This is a genomic window from Pseudomonas sp. CGJS7 (assembly GCF_036961695.1).
This window is the reverse complement of the sequence record NZ_JBAMDI010000086.1, coordinates 1-17,759: the sequence shown is the minus strand read 5'-3', so window position 1 is coordinate 17,759 and position 17,759 is coordinate 1. Positions and strand designations below refer to the sequence as shown.

Genomic DNA, 17,759 nt, shown 5'->3' with positions numbered 1-17,759 from the left:
TACACTGCTGCCAAGATGGACCAGGGCAGCTTGCCAACATTTGGCCCGTCACGCTGCCTGCGAATGGCCCTGGCCTGCATGATCGTTCTGGCTGCTCCTTCAAACTGCCACACATGGAGTACCTGGAATGGGCTGCGTGTCGAATGGCCGTGTTGCCGGTAAAGCCGGGCGTGGCATCTCGCTGCAATGGCTGGTGGCGCTGGCCATCGTGCTGGGCATGCTGCTGCTCGGCGCCGCCCTGGCCTGGCAGGGTTACCGCGGAATTCGCCAAACCCTCGTGGCCGCCGCTGGTGATGCCGCCCAGCAGGTTGCCAAGACGATCGACGAGCGCGCCAGGCGCCTGATCGAGCCGGCGCAAAGCAGCATTCGCCTGCTGGCCCACAACACGACGGTGCACACCCAGGCACAGCGCCTGGATCGGCTGCCACAGCTGGTGGAAATGCTGGACGCCAACCGCATGCTCAGCGCCGCCTATCTGGGTTACCCCAGCGGCGAGTTCCTGTTGGTGCGTCGCCTGCGTGACCCACAGCTGATGCAGCGTTTCGCCGCTCCACCGGGCACGGCTTTTCTGGTGCAGAGCGTCAGCCATGGCGACGGCGCCAAGGTGCAGGGCGAGTGGCGCTTTTATGATCGGGCGCTGAACTTGTTGCAGGCCCAGGCCAAACCTGACTATCGCTACGATCCACGCCTGCGCCCCTGGTTCGCTGAAGCCACGGTACAACCCTCTACTGTGCTGACGCGCCCCTATGTGTTCTTCACCACCCGCGGGGTCGGCTTGACCATGGCCCAACGTAGCGTCGACGGTGGGGCCGTGATCGGCCTGGACGTTTCGGTCAACGACCTGGCCAGCGAGACTCAGGACCTGCGCATGACCCCGGGTACCGAGATCGTGGTGGTCGATGACCAGGGCAACGTTGTGGCCTATCCGGACCCGCAGCGGGCAATCGTGCACGAAGGGCAAGGCGTGCGCCTGTCGCGGGTCGCCGAGCTGGGCGCTCCCAGCCTGGCGCAGCTATACGCTGACCTGCCGAAGGGCAACCAGCCTCAGCCTTATCAGGTGGACGGCCAGACCTGGTATGGCATTCGTGTGCAGCTGACCACCCTGGCCGGGCACGACTTGCACGTGCTGATTGCCGTACCAGGCCAGGAGCTGCTGGTGGGGGCACGCAAAGTCTTGTTCGAGCAGTTGCTCTGGACCGTGGCGCTGATGGCCGTGTTGCTGGTGCTCGGCGGTGTGCTTGGCCGGCGCATTGGCCGCCCGCTGCGGCTGTTGCGCGAGCAGGTTCAAGGTTTGGCCAGTTTTGATTTCAGCCGTGAAGTGGGCGTGCACTCGCGGGTTTCCGAGGTGCGTGAGCTGAGCCGTGTGCTGAGCCGCATGTCCGGTACTATTCGCCACTTTCAGGCGATTACCCTTGCGCTCAGCCGCGAGCGAGACCTCGAGCGCATGCTCGATGGCGTGCTGAGCCATCTGGTAGAAGCTGCCGGGGGCGACGCCGGCGGGGTTTACCTGTACGACGCTGAACAGACTTTGCTGCGCCTGGCCGCCTCGTGCCGCGGTGAACACTACCCAAGCGAGCTGGCAGTGGATGAAGGCGCCCGGCAGCACTTGGCTGCAACAGTGACCCAGGCCCTCGGCCTGCACGAGCGCAGCCTGGCCGTGGTGCTTAATGACCGTAGCCGGGCACTGTTGGGCATCCTGGTCCTGCAAATGGACGAAGAGCAGGCGCAGGAGCGGGTGGGCGAGGCATTTCGGCGCTTTGTCGAGGAATTGTCCGGAGTGGCTGCGGTGGCTATCGAAACCCGCCAGTTGGTCGAAGCCCAGCAACGCCTGCTGGACGCCATGATCAAGCTGCTGGCAGACGCCATCGATGCCAAGAGCCCCTATACCGGTGGCCACTGCGAGCGAGTGCCTCAGCTGGCGCAGATGCTGCTGGATCAGGCAGTAGCAGCCGACAGCGGTCCGTTCGCCAGCTTCAGCATGACCGAGGCAGAGCGGTACGAGTTCCGTGTGGCAGCGTGGCTGCACGATTGTGGCAAGGTCACCAGTCCCGAGTACGTGGTGGACAAGGCGACCAAGCTGGAGACCCTTTACAACCGCATCCACGAAGTACGCATGCGTTTCGAAGTGCTGTGGCGCGATGCGGAGCTGGCCTACTGGCAAGGCCTGGCCAGTGGCGCCGACCAGCAGGTGCTGAAAGCCGCACTGCAGCGAAGCCAGGCCGAGCTGCAGGACGACTTCGCTTTCGTCGCCCAGGCCAACATCGGCGGCGAGTTCATGCAGGACACCGATATCCAGCGCTTGCAGGTGATCGGCAAGCGCCGCTGGCTGCGCCATTTCGATAACCGCCTGGGCATCTCCCGTGACGAGGCGGAACGCCTTGTTGGCGTGCCGCAGCCTGAACTACCGACAGAGGAGCCATTGCTGGCCGACCGCCCCGAGCACTGCGTGCCCTGGGGTACCCGCACGCCGCCGGTGGTGAAGGGCGACCCGCGTAATATCTGGGGGTTCGACATGCACCTGCCAGGCCACGCCAGCAACTACGGCGAGCTGTACAACCTGTCGATCCGCCGTGGCACGCTGACTGACGAAGAACGCTTCAAGATCAACGAACACATCGTGCAGACCATCATCATGCTCAGTTCACTGCCGCTCCCGCGCCACCTCAAGCGGGTGCCCGACATCGCCGGCAACCACCACGAAAAGATGAACGGCAGCGGCTATCCGCGCCGGTTGGACGGGCAGGACCTGGGCATCGCCGAGCGAGTGATGGCGATTGCCGACATCTTCGAAGCACTGACGGCAGCAGACCGGCCATACAAACCCCCGAAAACGCTGTCCGAATCGGTGAAGATCCTGGTGTCCATGGCCCGCGAGGGGCACGTAGACGGGCAACTGCTACAGCTGTTCCTCAGCAGCGGGGTATACCGCCAATATGCCGAGCGCTTCCTGCGCACCGAGCAGATCGACGAGGTGGATGTGGCCTACTGGCTGGCGCAAATTCAGGAGCGCAGCGCGGCGAGACCTGTGAGCTGAGGGGCGACAGCACTGAACAATCAGACCGCGTGGCGCTCGATTCAAGCGTCACGGCCTTTCCCTGCGTCCTCCAGCAGAGCGCCGACCACCCGGGTATTGTGGGTCAGCTCACTCATACCCCTGCACCCCGGCAATGTGCCGTCCGGCGACATAGCCAAAGGTCAGCGCCGGCCCCAGGTTGATACCGCCCGACGGGTACCAGCCACCAAACACGCTGGCCATGTCGGTACCTGCTGCGTACAGGCCTGCAATCGGTTGCCCGGCCTCATCCAGTACACGGGCATTGCCGTCGGTGCGCAATCCGGCAAAGGTGCCAAAACAGCCGGGCTTTACTTTCACCGCATAGAACGGCCCGTGCTCGATGGGCGCCACGCAAGGGTTAGGGCCCTTGTGCTGTGGGTCACCCTGCTTGCGGTTGAACGGCGTGGAACCACGGCCAAACGCCGGGTCCTGGCCGTTACGGGCATGGCTATTGAAGTCAGTGACCGTGGCGCGCAGCCCGGACGGGTCAATGCCGCAGGCCTGGGCGAGCTGCTCGAGCGTGGCGCCGCGTTTCAGGTAGCCGTTGCGCACATGCGGCCCTACCGGCAGCGGTGCCGGGCGGGCATGCCCCAGGCCATAGCGGCGCAAGAAGCGATGATCGCAAACCAGCCACGAGCACACCTCCTGACCCTGCGGCACTGCAGCGACCATGGCCGACACATAGTCGTAATAGCCATGCGCTTCGTTGACGAAACGCTTGCCGTTGGCCAGCACGCCGATAACGCCCGGTTTGCCGCGCTCGATAATGTGCGGGAAGTGGCCGATGCTGCCGTCGCGATGCGGCACCTGTGAAACCGGTGCCCAAGCCACTGGCGACCTCAGGTCGGTATCAACCACACCGCCGGCGGACTCGCCCAGCCGCAGGCCATCGCCAGAACACCCCTTGGGTGGCAGCGCCAGATTGTCGTGGCCGCTGGCATCGCGCGGGAACAGTTGCTGGCGCCGGGCGTTGTCATTGGGGAAACCACCTGCCGCCAGCACCACGGCCTTGGCGCGTATCAGCTGCTCGCCCTGTGGCGTCGCGACCCACGCCCCGCGCACCTGGCCATCCTCGATCAGCAGGCGTTTGGCCGGCGCCGACGCTTGCAGGTGTACACCCAGGTCCTGTGCCGATTTAGCCAGGCGCGCCACCAGCGCCACACCGTTGACCAGGTGCATGGCCCGACCATGGCGGGCCAGGTGGTACAGGTGGCGGCCAAAGCGCTTGCACACGTGCAGCAGGGCTTTGGGCGAGCGGGTCATGTTGAGGAAGGCGGCAAGGTCGGCACCGGCCATGATCGGCATGCCCATGAACGAGGTTTCGCGCATGGTCTTGCGCAAGCGTGGCAGCAGGGCGCCAACCTCGCGGGCATCGTAGGGCGCGGCGATCACCTGGTGGCCGCCAAGGGCTGCCCCTGGCGTATCGCCATGCATGTCCGGGATGCCGTTGCCGTCGGCAAACTGCAACGCCGTGTACTTCTCGAAAAACGCCACCATGTGCGGGCACGCCTCAAGGAAGGCATCGACGCGCTCGGCATTGTAGTTTGCCCCCAGCTCATGGCGCAGATAAGTCCGCGGCTGTTCGATGTCTTCCTCGATGCCGGCCCTGCGCGCCAGCGGGTTGCGTGGCACCCAGGCCCAGCCGCCGGACCAGGCGGTGGCACCACCAAACACCGGTTCTTTCTCCGCCACGATCACCTTCTGCCCATGCCAGGCAGCCGTGACGGCCGCCGCCAGCCCGGCGGCGCCAGAACCTATGACCAGTACATCGCATTCGGTTTCGAGAGGAGCGGAAGGCATTGCGGGTTTCCTGTGTTTTTATTGGAACTAAGTTCCATATTCTTATCAGCAGGTAGGGGGCTGCAAGGGCGGAATGGCCAAGTCCGGCAAGAACTGGGCGATCATCGGACATTCGAGTTGGCCCGAGCTGCGCTGGGTAGCGACGATGTGGAATCATCTTCTAGAATCCGCAAAAAAATCAGGGACCTGTGACATGGCTGGTAGTCAGATCGAACGCGCCTTCAGTCTTGTAGAAAGCCTTACCGGTGAACCCCAAGGGCTGCCGTTACAAACCCTGGCCGAGCGCCTGGACATTCCCAAAAGCGCTGCCCACCGCATGCTCACTGAGCTGGTGCGGCTGGGCTACGTGCGCCAGAACCGGGAAAGCAGCCGCTATCAGCTGTCGGCCAAGCTGGTAGCGCTGGGCTTTCGTTATCTCGCCAGCAGCGGTGCCGACATCATCCAGCCGATTCTGGACCGCCTGGCCCAGGACAGCGGCGAACTGGTGCGCCTTGGGGTGATCGACGGTGCCCGGCAAACCTGGATCGCCAAGTCCCAAGGGGCCCGCTCCGGGCTGCGCTATGACCCGGATATGGGGCGCGACGCGCCGCTGTTCTATACCGCCTCCGGGCATGCCTGGCTGGCCAGCCTGGACGATGAGCAGGCGCTGCAGATGGTGTTGCGCCAAGGTATTGCCGACCCCGACCAGTTCGGCCCGAACGCGCCACGCTCCACCGACGAGCTGCTCGCCTACCTGCACCGCGCGCGCGAGCGCGGTTATGCCTGGGTCGAGGAAACGTCCGCCATCGGCACATCAGCCCTGGCCGCAGTGGTGCGCCGCCCGCAAAGTGACGAGGTGATCGGCGTGCTGAGCATCGCCGGGCCCAGCGCGCGGCTGGCACAGAGCCGCCTTACAGCGCTGGCACCGCTATTGCTGGCGGCGGCAGAAGAGCTGTCGGCGGCCAGTCCCGCCAGCGAGCTTTTTGCCTGAGGGGATATTCCGGTCGATTACCGCACAGTCTGTTCCGCCTGTTCTTCTGAAAAGCTGAACTTGGTTCTAAATTGTCGAGTGTGAATTGTGGAACCAGGTTTCAGAATTTCATGACAACAATGACAAGAGGACAGGCTGTTGAACGCACCCCTTCGTATTGCCTTGATTGGCGCCGGCATCATGGGCCGGCAGCATTACCAGCATTTGCGCAATGTGCCGCAAGCCCAACTGTGTGCCGTGGCCGACCCCGGCCAGCAGGCCGAGGCCTTCGCTGCCGAGTGCGGCGTGCCCTGCTTTGCCGACCACCGGCAAATGCTGGAGCAGGTGCGCCCTGAGGCAGTGATCGTCGCCAACCCCAACAACCTGCATGTCGCCACCGCCCTGGATTGTGTCGAGGCCGGGGTGCCGGTGCTGGTGGAAAAACCGGTGGGCGTGAACCTGGATGAAGTGCGTGCACTGGTGGAAGCCTCACGCCGCCGAGGTGTACCGGTGCTTGTAGGGCACCATCGCCGACACAATCCGCTGATCGCCAAGGCGCACCAGGTGATCAACGAAGGCAAGCTTGGCCGTCTGATCAATGTCACCGCGCTGTGGCAGCTGCAAAAGCCCGACAGCTATTTCGAAACGCCCTGGCGCCGCGAGCCAGGGGCCGGTTTCTTGCTGACCAACCTGATCCACGACCTTGACCTGTTGCGTTACCTGTGCGGCGAAGTGGTGCAGGTGCAGGCCTTCACCCGCAACGATGTACGCGGTTTTGCCAACGAAGACAGCGCCGCGGTGCTGCTGCAGTTTGCCAACGGTGCCCTGGGCAGCCTGACCGGGTCCGACGCGGTGGCTGCACCGTGGAGCTGGGAGCTGGACGCTGGCGAAAGCCCCGTGTACCCGCGCCAGGATGGCCAGCCGTGCTATCTGCTGGCCGGTACCCAAGGTGCACTGAGCATTCCCCAGCTCAAGCGCTGGCATTACGCCGAGGCAGGCTCGGGCTGGCATACGCCCCTGTTGCAAAGTTCGGAAAGCATCCCTGCCGGCGAGGCATTGACCCTGCAACTGCAGCATTTTGTGCGGGTTGCCCGGGGTGAACAGGCGCCGCTGATCGACGCTGCCGACGGAGGGCGCACACTGGCGCTGATCGAAGCGATAAGGCAGGCAGCCCAGAGCGGTCGGGCTTGCGCGCCCGCGCACATTGGCTGATGCAACCTTACTATTGCTGGTGATGATTAATGACTGATCGAATTTTTTCCCTCGCGGCCCTGACGGTGCTCGAGCTGTCTCCACCGGACATGGTCGAGGCCGCCGCCCGAGCGGGTTACAGCCATGTCGGCCTACGGCTGGTGCCAGCCACCGAACAGGAGCGGCATTTCCCGTTGATCGCCGATGCCGAACTGCGTCGGCAAACCCAGGCGCGCCTGCGCGACACGGGCATCAAGGTGCTCGACCTGGAGATCCTGCGTCTTGAGCCGGCAACCTGTGTGGCCGATTTCGAAGCGATCCTGGCGGTGGGCGCCGAGCTGGGTGGCACTGAATTGCTGGTAGCGGGCAACGACCCCGACGAAGCGCGCCTGACCGAACGCTTTGCCGCATTGTGCGAGCTGGCGTCGCGCTACGGCATTCACCCTCACCTGGAGTTCATGCCCTGGACCGACGTACGTGATCTGCGCCAGGCCATGCGGGTGGTGGCCAACGCCGACCGCGCCAATGGCTGCGTGCTGGTGGATGCCTTCCACTTCAACCGCTCTGGCTCTTCGTTGGACGACCTGGCGCAGCTGAAGCCGCAGCGCATGCGCTATGCCCAACTGTGTGACGTTGCTGGCCCGGTACCGGCCGACATGGACGAGATCCTGCGCCAGGCGCGTAACGAGCGTCGCTTCCCGGGTGATGGAGATGCCGACCTGGTTGGCCTGTTGCGCGCCTTGCCGCCGAGCGTGCCGCTGAGCCTGGAAATCCCCACGCGGCAATTGCTGGAGCAGGGCATCAGCGGCGAACAGCGCGCGCGCATGGCGCTGGAGAAAGCCAAGGCGGTGTTGGCCACCGTCTGATCGAGCGAACGTGGCGCCTGTCACCGACTGCGTCACGTTCGTGAGTGAACCCACACCGAACGCTGCATTGTCGTTGTCCGCTTCTCAAGAAACGCCAAGCCAAAAAAAGGGCCCGCAAGGGCCCCGTAGAGGTAAGTGGCTAGCGCTCTCAGGCGCTCTCGACCTTGCGCGGTGCCATGAAATACATCCACACCAGCGCCAGGAAGTACATGGCGGGGATCATGGTAAACAGCACGGCATAGTTGTTGTTGGTAGCGGTCAGCACGCTGCCGACAATCTGCGTCATGAACATTCCGCCAATTGCCGCACACATGCTGCCGAAGCCGAATACGGTGCTCACCAGATGCTTGGGTGTGTAGTCCATCACCAGGCTCCAGATATTCGCCGTCCACGCCTGGTGCGCGCCTACCGCGATCGAGATGGCCGCCACCGCGACCCACAGTCCACTGGCGTTGGCGGCAAAGATGACGCTGAGCATGGTGCAGGCAAAGATCAGCATGGACACCAGCCGCGCTGTCGTGGCACGCACGCCACGGCCGATCAGCCACGACGACAGAATGCCACCCCCGATGCTGCCGAAGTCTGCCGTCAGCCAGATGATGATCAACGGGATCCCCATCTGGGTCACGTTGATGCCCAGGCTGTATTGCTGGTTCAGGAACGGCGGCAGCCAGTACAGGTAGAACCAGAACACCGGTGCGGTAATCGCATAGGCCACTGCAAAAGCCCAGGTGCCACGCAGGCGCAGGATCCGGCTGAATGGCACGCGGGTTGGCTCGGGCTCGTCATCCTGCTGGATGTACTGCACCTCGCTCTGGCGTACGCGGGGGTGGTCTTCAGGGTTGTAGTACTTCAGCACCCAAAACACGACCCACACCAGGCCCAGGCTGCCCATGGCGATGAACGCAGCCTGCCAGCCCCACACAGCCAGGATCAGCGGCAACAGCGCGGGGGTGACCATGGCGCCAACATTGGTACCGGCGTTGAACAGCCCCGTTGCAATGGCCCGCTCACCCGCCGGGAACCACAGGCGCACGGTCTTGACGCAGGCCGGGTAGTTGGCGGCCTCGGTCAGGCCGAGGATGAAGCGGCAGACCATAAAACCTGCCGCCGAGGTGGCCAGGCCGTGGGCACCCGTGGCCAGGCTCCACAGCAGTACAGCGAAGAAGAAGGCCCGTTTGACCCCGACCTTGTCGATCAGCCGGCCTTGCAGCAGAAAGCCGATGGCATAGCCGACCTGGAACCAGAAATTGATGTTGGCGTAGTCCATCGCCGTCCAGCTCATTTCCTTGGCCAGCACGGGCTGCATGATGCCGAGGGCGGCGCGGTCGATGTAGTTCAGGGTGGTGGCGAAGAACACCAGGGCGAGCATGCCCCAACGGGTCTTGCCGACGCCGAAGGCGCCGCGGAGCTTGTCGCCGATCGAGCCCTGGGACATCCGGGGCGCGGCGGGGGGGATCTTGGAGTGGTTCATAGACTGCTCGTTTCTTGAAATTGTATTCAGCTGCGGTGCTACGGGTACGTGACCGTTTCCCAGGCAGGGGGGGCACGCAAGGCCGGTGCATGGTGAGCAGTGAAGACGGCAGCGTCAATTCAAGAGACGGGCTACTGTTCGGTTATCGAACGGTTGCGTTGGCCTGCGGGCGCGGCAGGTATTCACCTCACTGAAGGGTAGAAGGCTTTGGCCCTGGTTGCCTGATGGGCGCAACACCGACATCAATGATGTGCACAGCCCCCGCTCAACGCTCTACCGGCCAGATACCCGAAGGTCATCCCAGGGCCAAGGGTAATGCCGCCGCTCGGGTAGTACCCACCCATCACGCTGTGCATGTCGTTACCCACTGCAAACAACCCGGGTATCGGCTGCCCTGCGTGGTCCAGTACGCGGGCTGAGGCGTCTGTATCCAGGCCGGCGAAGGTGCCAAGGCTGCCTGGCAGCAGTTTCACCGCATGGAACGGCCCCTTCAGCAACGGCCGAAGCGACGGGTTAGGTGCCTGCTGCGGGTCGCCTTGGGCCCGGTTGTAGGCCGACGCGCCACGTAGAAAGGTAGGGTCTTCACCTTGTGCCGCATGATGGTTGAAGCCCTCCACCGTGCGCTGCAACTGCTCGGCGTCGATCCCGCAGCGCTGCGCCAGTTGCGCCAGGGTAGCGCCGCTGTGCAAATAGCCACTGCGCTGATAGAAGCGGGTAGGGAAGGGAAAGGGCTTGGCCCAACCGATGCCATAGCGCCGTTGCGCAGCATGGTCGCAGATCAGCCAGGCCTCCGGCTGCTCAGCCTGCGGCGTGGCGGCGAACAGCGCGTTCATGAAGTCGTGGTAGCAATCGGCTTCGTTGACGAAGCGCCGACCATCGCGGCGCACGGCGATGAAACCGGGCTTGGCACGGTCGATCAGGTGTGGGAAATGGCCGAAATGGCCATTGCGGCGCGGTACCTGCGATACCGGCGCCCAGGCGCCCCCGTGGGCGCCTGCCGCAGACACCCGCCCACCCGCCTGTTCGCCCAGGCGCAAACCATCACCGCTATTCTCCCTGGGCGCAGCGGAGTAATGCTGGTCACCGTCCGGCGCGTGCGGCATCAGTTGCGAGATACGCTGGCGATCATGTGGGAAGCCACCGCAGGCCAGCACCACACCACGCCGTGCGTAGATCGCTTGGCCATCGGCAAACAGCGCGCCGTTGACCCGTTCTTCGCACAACAACAGACGGCTGGCTGCTTTCTCGGTCAGCAATGTCACGCCACGATCAAGGGCGCTGCGCAGCAGGCGCGCCACCAGCGCGTTGCCATTGACCAGATGCAAGCCGCGACGGTGCAGCAGCAAGTCTCGGCCATGGCGCAACAGGCGCTTGCCAACATGCAGCGCTGCCTTGGGCGAGCGTGTGGCGTTGAAGAAGGCAGCCATGTCGGCGCCCCCGGCAATGCCCATGCCGGCCAGGCTGACGATGTCCAGCGGTGGGCGTAACTTGTGCAGCCAAGGCCCTAGCCGTCGCCCGTCGTAAGGTAATGCACACAGCGAGCGACCGCCGCGTGCACTGCCATCGCCTTCACGCATGTCGGGCATACGGCTACCGCACTGGAACTGCACGGCTGTGTGTTGCTCGAAGAACGCCACCATTTCCGGACCATGGCGCAGGAAGGCGCGTTGACGCGGGTCCAGCTCGCGGGTGTGGGTTTGCGCACGCAGATAGCGCTCCGGGGCATCGTCGGCTTCGATGATGCCTTCGGCGATGGCCAGCGGGTTGCGCGGTATCCACAACCAGCCCCCCGACCAGGCGCTGGTGCCGCCCAGCTGGCTGGCTTTTTCCGCGACGACCACTGTCAGGCCATGATGCGCGGCGGTTACGGCGGCAGCCAGGCCAGAGGCGCCGGAGCCGATGACGAGTACGTCACATTCAAGGGGGGGCATGGAAGGGGTCCGCTCGGATGTTGGAAGAAGTGGCGTGTGGCTTACTGCAGCGGCGAGAAACCGGTCGGGCGCAGCAGCCGCGATTGCAGGCGCAGTACCGCGCCCAGCTCGCGGTTGCGTCGCGAGAATTCCGCCCAGCGCGAGTCTGCCGCCATGGCTGCGCGGCGTGCCATGCGGTCGTCGAGGCTGGCATAGCCCCAGATGTGCACCACTTGGTTGACGTCGCCGAACTCGCTGGTGAAAAAGCCCACCAGGTTGCCCAGATGTTCGCTCTGCACCTCGAGTGCGTGGCTTTGGTACAGGGCCAGCCAGTCGGCCATTTTCAATGGGTCGAGGGTGTAGGTTCTCAGTTCGTAGTACATGCCGGGTTCTCCGTAGGGGTAGCCGGCGCCTGCAGGCGCGCGGTGACGTGGTTGGCAGCAAGCCAGCCGAAGGTGAGGGCAGGGCCCAGGGTGATGCCGGGGCCGGGGTAGGTGCCCTTCATCAGTGAGTTCATGTCGTTGCCCACCGCATACAGCCCGGGAATCGGCAAGCCGCTGCGGTTCAGCACGTTGGCATCGGCGTTGGTCACCAGGCCACGGGCTGAACCGAGGTCGCCGGTGTGAATGCGGATGGCGTAGAACGGCCCCTTGGTAAGGGGTGCCAAGCATGGGTTGGGCGTATGTTGTGGGTCGCCCATGTAGCGGTTGTAACTGTTGCCGCCTTTGCCAAAGGCGCGGTCGATGCCATTGCCGGCATCGCTGTTGAACTGTGCAAGTGTTTGCGCAAACACCTGTGGATCGACACCGATGGCCAGGGCCAGTGCCTGCGATGTGGTGGCGCGATACAGGTAGCCTGCGTCGATCAACGCCTGGTTGTTGACGGGCTTGGGCCGCGCCAGGCCAAGCCCGTAGCGGTTCATTGCCTCGGCATCGCAGACCAGCCAGCAGCTGGCAATGCCTTTGGCGAACATGGTGTGCACGAAGTGGTGGTAGGAGTCGGACTCGTTGACGAAGCGCCGCCCGGTTTGGTCTACCGCAATCACGCCCGGCTTGGCGCGGTCGGTGACCAGGTGCGGGAAGCGCTCACGTTCACCATCGGCATGACGCAGTTCGGAAACCGGTGCCCAGAAGAAGTTGGCCGCCAGGCCCTCGCCCTCGGCTGCTGCCACGGCCTGGGCAAGGCGCAGGGCGGCTCCGTCGTTGGCCGGTGGTGACAGGGTCAGGTGCGGCGCCTTTTGAGCCGGGCGGTAGTCGGCGGCCATTGCGCCTGCTGCGAATCCGCCCATGGCGCACACCACGCCACCACGGGCCATTACCCGCTCACGTCGGCCTTCGCGCTGTACGACCACGCCCGTGATCACGCCGTGCTCGGCGATCAGCTCCACGGCTTCGCTGCGCAACCACAACTGCGTGCCGTGGGCGAAGGCGCTGGTGGCCAGGCGGGCGATCAATGCGTTGCCGGTGGTAAGCCGGGTGCCGCGTGGGTGCTGCAGGCGGTCGCGCGCGTAACGCGCCATCAACTTCAGGCAATGCCACAGCGACCTGGGTGAGCGACGAATGCTGAGGAAATGCTGGATATCCACCCGGTTGACCATCATGCCGCCGAACAGCAGCATGCCGGGTGGTGGCATCTGCAGGTCCTTGAAGCGTGTGCCCAGGCGCTTGCCGTCGTACTCGACCATTTCCAGCGCCCGGCCGAACTGAGTGGCGCCGGGTGCATCCGGGTAATAGTCGGGCGAGAGTGGGCGCAGGGCATAACGCAGTTCGGTGTTCTGCTCCAGCCAGCGCAGCGCCTGGTGGCCATGCTCGATGAAGGCGTCGCCCAAGGCGGGGTCGTAGCCGTCGCCGATGACCTGCTTGAGGTAGGTGCGCATTGCCTCGGGGGAATCCTTGGCGCCGGCGTCACGGGCTTGGTCGGTGCCGTACAGCCACACCGCGCCGCCAGAAATCGCCGAGGTGCCGCCAAAGCGTTCGGCCTTTTCCACCATCAGCACCTTCAGCCCACGGCGGGCCGCGGTGGCGGCAGCGGCAAAACCACCGGCACCGCTGCCCAGCACAACCAGGTCGAAGCTGTTGTGTGTGTGCTCCAGAGTCGTCATGGCCTCAGATCTCCAACGGCGTGACGCCCATGAAGGCGCCAAGGTGGCCCAGTTGGGCGAAGGCCATTTCCGGGCCAGTCTGGATCCTGCAACCTACTTGCCGCGCGCGGTTCAGCAGCGGGGTGATCTCGGGTGAGGTGACCACGTCGGCAACCAGAGTGTCTGGCAGCAGGGTAGCCAGCAGGGCGGCGGACAACGGCAGCTCTGCGCGGGTGCCCATGCCGACTGGGGACGCGTTGGCCACCAGGTCGAAGTCTTCCAGCCCACTGAACTGTGTGCTGACCGTAAGCCCGGGGAAGCCGTTGCCGAGCAGTTCGCATACAGCACCCATGCGTGCTGTGCTGGGGTCGCTGAGGGTAATACTGGCGGTCCCTGCCTCAGCCAGTGCATAGGCAATGGCACTGCCAACACCGCCGCAACCGATCACCAGTGCCCGTTTGCCCGCCGGCTTGAAGCCATGCTTGTGCGCAGCGCCGAGGAAGCCGGCGCCGTCCACGTTGTCGCCCAGCAGGCGTCCGTCGCGCTCGCGGCGTATCACATTGACCGAACCCAGGGCAGCTGCGCGCACGCTCAGGCCGTCCACGCGGTTGGCCAGCGCCTGCTTGTAAGGCACGGTGACCACGCAACCGCGCAGGTTTTGCCAGCCACGCAGGGTTCCCGCAAAGCTGTCCAGCGCCGCCTCGTGCAGGTCGATGGGCAGCATGGCGAGGTTGCAGTTGTTGTGGTTGAACCAGGTGTTGAAGTTTTGCGGGGACTTCACCTGGGCGATGGGCGAACCGACGATGGCGACCAGTTCAGTGGAACCTCGAATCATGCTTACCTCCTTATTGGCGTTGTTATGGCGCCAAGGGTGAGGCAGAGGGGCGTGAGCAACAATGCGCCAAGCGGCCACTTAATGCGATAATCGCAGTCATGATCCGGTTATCACAGTAATCGGCTGTTTTTATGCCTCTGGTAGCGAGTCGAATGCATGAACACACCCGTCATCCATCCCCGTGACCTGATCGCAGGCTTGCAGAAAGGCCTGGCGCTGATGCAACTGTTCAGCGCCGAGCAGCCGCGTCTGAGTGTGCCGCAGGCGGCCAGGTTATCTGGCCTTACGCCCAGTGCGGTGCGGCGGTTTCTGCTGACCTTGGTGCATGAGGGCTTTGCCGAAACAGACAGTCGTGAGTACTGGCTGACCCCCAAGGCCTTGCGTATCGGCCAGGCTTATGTGGACTCGGCGCAATTGCCGCGCATGCTGCGGCCGATTGTTGAACAGGTGGCGCGGCAGACCCAGGAGCACGTATCGGTGGGTACCCGCGATGGCGATGAGATCATCCATCTGGTGCGTAGCCGGTATAGCCATGTGGCGTCTTTGTCGATCAGGCCGGGCTCGCGGGTACCCATGTATTGCACGGCCAGCGGGCGAATCTGGCTGGCCTGGCTGGATGAGGGGGAGCGGGACGAATACTTTGCCCGTCACCCGCTGCGGGCGTTGACGCCCTACACACTGACAGACCGGGCGCAGCTGGACGCTGAGCTACAGCGCGTGAAGGGGCAGGGGTTCTGTATCGTTGATCAGGAATATGAAATCGGTATGCGGGTGCTGGGGGTGCCATTGCTGGGGCGGGCCGGCCAGTTGAAAGCCACGCTGACCATAACTACTCATGCATCGCGGTTGAGTATTGATGAGATACGGTTGCGGTATTTACCGACCCTGTATGAGGCGCAGGCGTTGCTTCGGCCAGTGCTGGATTGACGCAGACATGGCGCAGTTTGCGGGCTGGCGCCATGAATGTGAGAACGGGTCACCTGGAAAGGTGGCTTTGCTCGCCTTTTGGGCCGCTGGACGGCCCAAACCTGTTGACTGTCAGGCTTCAGCATCCGGCTCGGTGGCCGGTAGTGGCTTTCAATCAATGAGCCAACCCTGGTCCCCCTCGATCAAGGTCCCTCCATGACTGGTAGTGTCACCCTCCCTTGCTGCGGGCTGGCCCTCGATGATCGTGCAGGCAGCGCCGGTTTCGATAACGGCGCCACAACTGATGCGATCGCCCATACGAGCGACGGCCTTGCCATCCACGAATGTTGCACTTGCGCCGGATTCCACAGTGCCTTCGCCATGGAGCGGGCAGCTATGACGATGGCCTACCAGTACGATGGGTTTCATTTGCGCTTCCTTTTGCCGGGTTGAATGGGGGCTTCCTCAAATGCTTCGGGAGGCGGTGGCGCTGCTCGGACGTTGAACAGGCGGCAGATGCCATACCAGCAGAGGGCGACGGAGAGGTTGTAGGGAAACAGCACGGCCCAGAACGGCAATTGCCAGTTCTTTTTACCCTGCATTTCACCGGGCTCGCCGGTTCGCCAGGGGGCATAGTGGCGCCAGGCTTCTGCCGGGGTCAGGCAGATGGCGTGCAATGGCTTGTGCCACCAGTTGGGCTCACCGGGCGGGGGGAGTTTGTCCGGGCCGTGGTCCATGAAGTGGCGGAGGTATTCCCATACCTCGGCCACATGCTTGACGCCGGGTTCGGTGGGTTCGTTGCTGTCGACCCAGAGGCAGTCTTTTTTGTGGAGGCTACCATCCTTCCTAGGCGGGGCAAAGGCAAGTGCATAGCTAGTGCTGAAGGATGAACCACCGAACTCTGTGCGCTTAAATACCCCTCCCTTGATATTGGTCCAATCGAATGAGATAAGTTTTTTGTTGCGTTGATATAGGATTTTTCCAGTTGCGCGATTGAGGTAGATGTTTGATAGGTTTTTTATGAAGAATATCCTGTAGGCAATGAATGGTGTAAATATTAGTGGTGCAATAACGTATTGTGCGAGTGAGTGAAGGTCCGCTAGCGCGGACTTTCTAAAATCCGCATCTATAATGTCCGGGTAGATATAAGCTGCTAACCCTAATGTCATGGCGGTGTATAATTTTCCCATGAATACGGAGTCGGATACCCATGGGTTTACGAGGGATAAGTGATGTTTGTTTATGGTTGATAGTTGGCTTGAGATGTGTGGAGTGAACTGAGAGCGTGCGGAGGGTGTGAAAATCCATGAAATGGCCATTATCGTCCCTCAAGTTTGAATGTCTGGGAGGAGCCTGCTTGTTCATCTAAACCTAGATTTGGCAGATATTTGATGTTTAGTTTAATGTGGCGGTGGTTTCGAATTTGATTCTTGAAGTGGAGTATCAGACCACCCCTAATTTCATAGCAGTCTGGTGTGGCTGGTAATATAGATATGCCACTGTTCTCGAGTTGGCTACTAAGGCTGGCTTGCCATTCGCTCTGGCCCAATAGAAATCCCCGTAGGAGGACTGTAAACTCAGCAGTGGGGGGGATGCTAGAAACTTGATTGTGTGTGATGGCAGTCCAGTTCGGAGTAGTCCATGTGTTTAAGTCAGTCCATTTGCTGTCCAGATGCCCTAGGTCAAATAGTTTTGTCTCGTTTTTTGAAAGCAGCGAGGGTGAGTAAAATACCTGGTGCCAAGCGTTGATTTCGTCTTTAATGTTGACGAAAGTTGGAAGTTTCTTGTCGGTATCTAAAATTATGTCTGGTCGGCTTTCGCCATCATTGAGACGGTTCCCAAATATACTTCGACTGGCCCATAGCTCTATAGGGGTGTGAAGGTGTTCGGTGGCTTTCGCATGGAGGTAGATGCCTCCAGCTATGATCGCAGCACCTAATAGGACTACTGCAGCTGCAGCCCATCCTGCAAAAGGGATAAGTGTTGTGGCGCCTGCAATAGCTAATCCACCTTCTAATACCAAGACGGAGCCTATTGCGACCGCGCCCCCGCCATAGAAAGTTAAATCAGAAGCGGCAGTATTACCGTGCATCTTCTGCCTTTGGGATTTTTTATAGTCAGAGGCGAACCCTAGGAAAATAGCCGGGTAGCCGGCCAACCTTGCGAACAAATTACTTCCTAGGAGCTTGATTAGACCGTTACCAAAGGCCATGCCCGGCGCTGTGGCACTTAATCTCAGCATGACGGCCTTTTGCGTTGCCCGTACGCTGACCAACGTTGCCGCCGCTGCACCAATCACCCCGAAAACAGATGAGGCGAACCCTAGGGTGTATTCCGGTGCATCGCTCTTCTGCAGGCTGTTGTAGGCCGTCTTGAGCGATAAGATGTTGAACCACAGCATCCCCGCGTTTAAACCACCACCACCGCCGGAGGTGAGCAACCCAAGGAAGTTGGGTTTCACCCGCGCAGTGGTGGTCAGCTCGATGGACACCGTGCGGCTACCCGAGATGCGCAACGCTTTCATCTCTTCAACCTGCGCCATGCCGCTCTTCAAATACCGCTGCACCTCCTGGCTAAATAGATTTTCCGTAATGGCCTGCTCGGTGATTCGATAGCGCGCCGCCAACAACCCCAGTGCTTTCTCGGCATTGGCCTCACGCGCTGCCAGCAACACTTGCTGGCGCAGGCCATGA

Annotated in this window: 13 protein-coding genes and 1 pseudogene; 5 read left to right on the top strand and 9 right to left on the bottom strand. The window is 62.5% G+C overall.

Annotation, left to right across the window (positions count from 1 at the left end):
- Positions 1-127 precede the first annotated feature (127 nt).
- Positions 128-3,034: an HD domain-containing phosphohydrolase gene (locus V7787_RS35815; protein ID WP_336092129.1), complete on the top strand. Its 2,907-nt coding sequence runs from the start codon at positions 128-130 to the stop codon at positions 3,032-3,034.
- Between the two features lie 108 nt (positions 3,035-3,142).
- Here V7787_RS35815 and V7787_RS35810 read toward each other — a convergent pair whose 3' ends face one another.
- Positions 3,143-4,855, bottom strand: coding sequence for an FAD-dependent oxidoreductase (locus V7787_RS35810; protein WP_064491499.1), 1,713 nt, complete (start codon positions 4,853-4,855; stop codon positions 3,143-3,145).
- A gap of 193 nt (positions 4,856-5,048) precedes the next feature.
- Here V7787_RS35810 and V7787_RS35805 point away from each other — a divergent pair, with 193 nt between their 5' ends.
- The 3 genes from V7787_RS35805 (at position 5,049) to V7787_RS35795 (ending at position 7,861) form a co-directional block, all read left to right on the top strand.
- Positions 5,049-5,825, top strand: a complete 777-nt coding sequence (locus V7787_RS35805; RefSeq protein ID WP_020190769.1) for an IclR family transcriptional regulator — start codon at positions 5,049-5,051, stop codon at positions 5,823-5,825.
- A gap of 138 nt (positions 5,826-5,963) precedes the next feature.
- Entirely contained in the window at positions 5,964-7,016 is a 1,053-nt protein-coding gene (locus V7787_RS35800; protein WP_064491500.1) for a Gfo/Idh/MocA family protein, read from the top strand.
- A gap of 29 nt (positions 7,017-7,045) precedes the next feature.
- Positions 7,046-7,861, top strand: coding sequence for a sugar phosphate isomerase/epimerase family protein (locus V7787_RS35795; RefSeq protein WP_020190771.1), 816 nt, complete (start codon positions 7,046-7,048; stop codon positions 7,859-7,861).
- Positions 7,862-8,009: 148 nt separating this feature from the next.
- Here V7787_RS35795 and V7787_RS35790 read toward each other — a convergent pair whose 3' ends face one another.
- The 5 genes from V7787_RS35790 to V7787_RS35770 form a co-directional block, all read right to left on the bottom strand.
- Positions 8,010-9,335, bottom strand: coding sequence for an MFS transporter (locus V7787_RS35790; protein WP_012052802.1), 1,326 nt, complete (start codon positions 9,333-9,335; stop codon positions 8,010-8,012).
- Positions 9,336-9,577: 242 nt separating this feature from the next.
- A complete protein-coding gene (locus V7787_RS35785; protein WP_336092123.1) occupies positions 9,578-11,266 on the bottom strand; it encodes an FAD-dependent oxidoreductase in 1,689 nt (562 codons plus the stop codon).
- Between the two features lie 41 nt (positions 11,267-11,307).
- Positions 11,308-11,628, bottom strand: coding sequence for an NIPSNAP family protein (locus V7787_RS35780; protein ID WP_003250862.1), 321 nt, complete (start codon positions 11,626-11,628; stop codon positions 11,308-11,310).
- Positions 11,613-13,346: an FAD-dependent oxidoreductase gene (locus V7787_RS35775; protein ID WP_198748180.1), complete on the bottom strand. Its 1,734-nt coding sequence runs from the start codon at positions 13,344-13,346 to the stop codon at positions 11,613-11,615. Before V7787_RS35775 ends, V7787_RS35780 begins: the two co-directional genes overlap by 16 nt.
- Before the next feature lie 4 nt (positions 13,347-13,350).
- A complete protein-coding gene (locus V7787_RS35770; protein WP_104887428.1) occupies positions 13,351-14,160 on the bottom strand; it encodes a shikimate dehydrogenase family protein in 810 nt (269 codons plus the stop codon).
- A 156-nt stretch (positions 14,161-14,316) separates the two neighbouring features.
- Here V7787_RS35770 and V7787_RS35765 point away from each other — a divergent pair, with 156 nt between their 5' ends.
- Complete coding sequence (locus tag V7787_RS35765) at positions 14,317-15,087, top strand: IclR family transcriptional regulator (protein ID WP_274139233.1); 771 nt, start codon at positions 14,317-14,319, stop codon at positions 15,085-15,087.
- A 150-nt stretch (positions 15,088-15,237) separates the two neighbouring features.
- Here V7787_RS35765 and V7787_RS35760 read toward each other — a convergent pair whose 3' ends face one another.
- The 3 genes and pseudogenes from V7787_RS35760 to V7787_RS35750 form a co-directional block, all read right to left on the bottom strand.
- On the bottom strand, positions 15,238-15,495 hold the full coding sequence (locus V7787_RS35760) for a PAAR domain-containing protein (protein ID WP_064491505.1): 258 nt from the start codon (positions 15,493-15,495) through the stop codon (positions 15,238-15,240).
- Positions 15,492-16,385, bottom strand: coding sequence for a DUF6708 domain-containing protein (locus tag V7787_RS35755; RefSeq protein WP_064491506.1), 894 nt, complete (start codon positions 16,383-16,385; stop codon positions 15,492-15,494). The genes V7787_RS35760 and V7787_RS35755 overlap by 4 nt, the downstream gene beginning before the upstream one ends.
- Positions 16,385-17,759, bottom strand: a pseudogene (locus V7787_RS35750) (T6SS effector BTH_I2691 family protein); the annotation flags it as partial. The pseudogene V7787_RS35750 and the gene V7787_RS35755, both read right to left, overlap by 1 nt.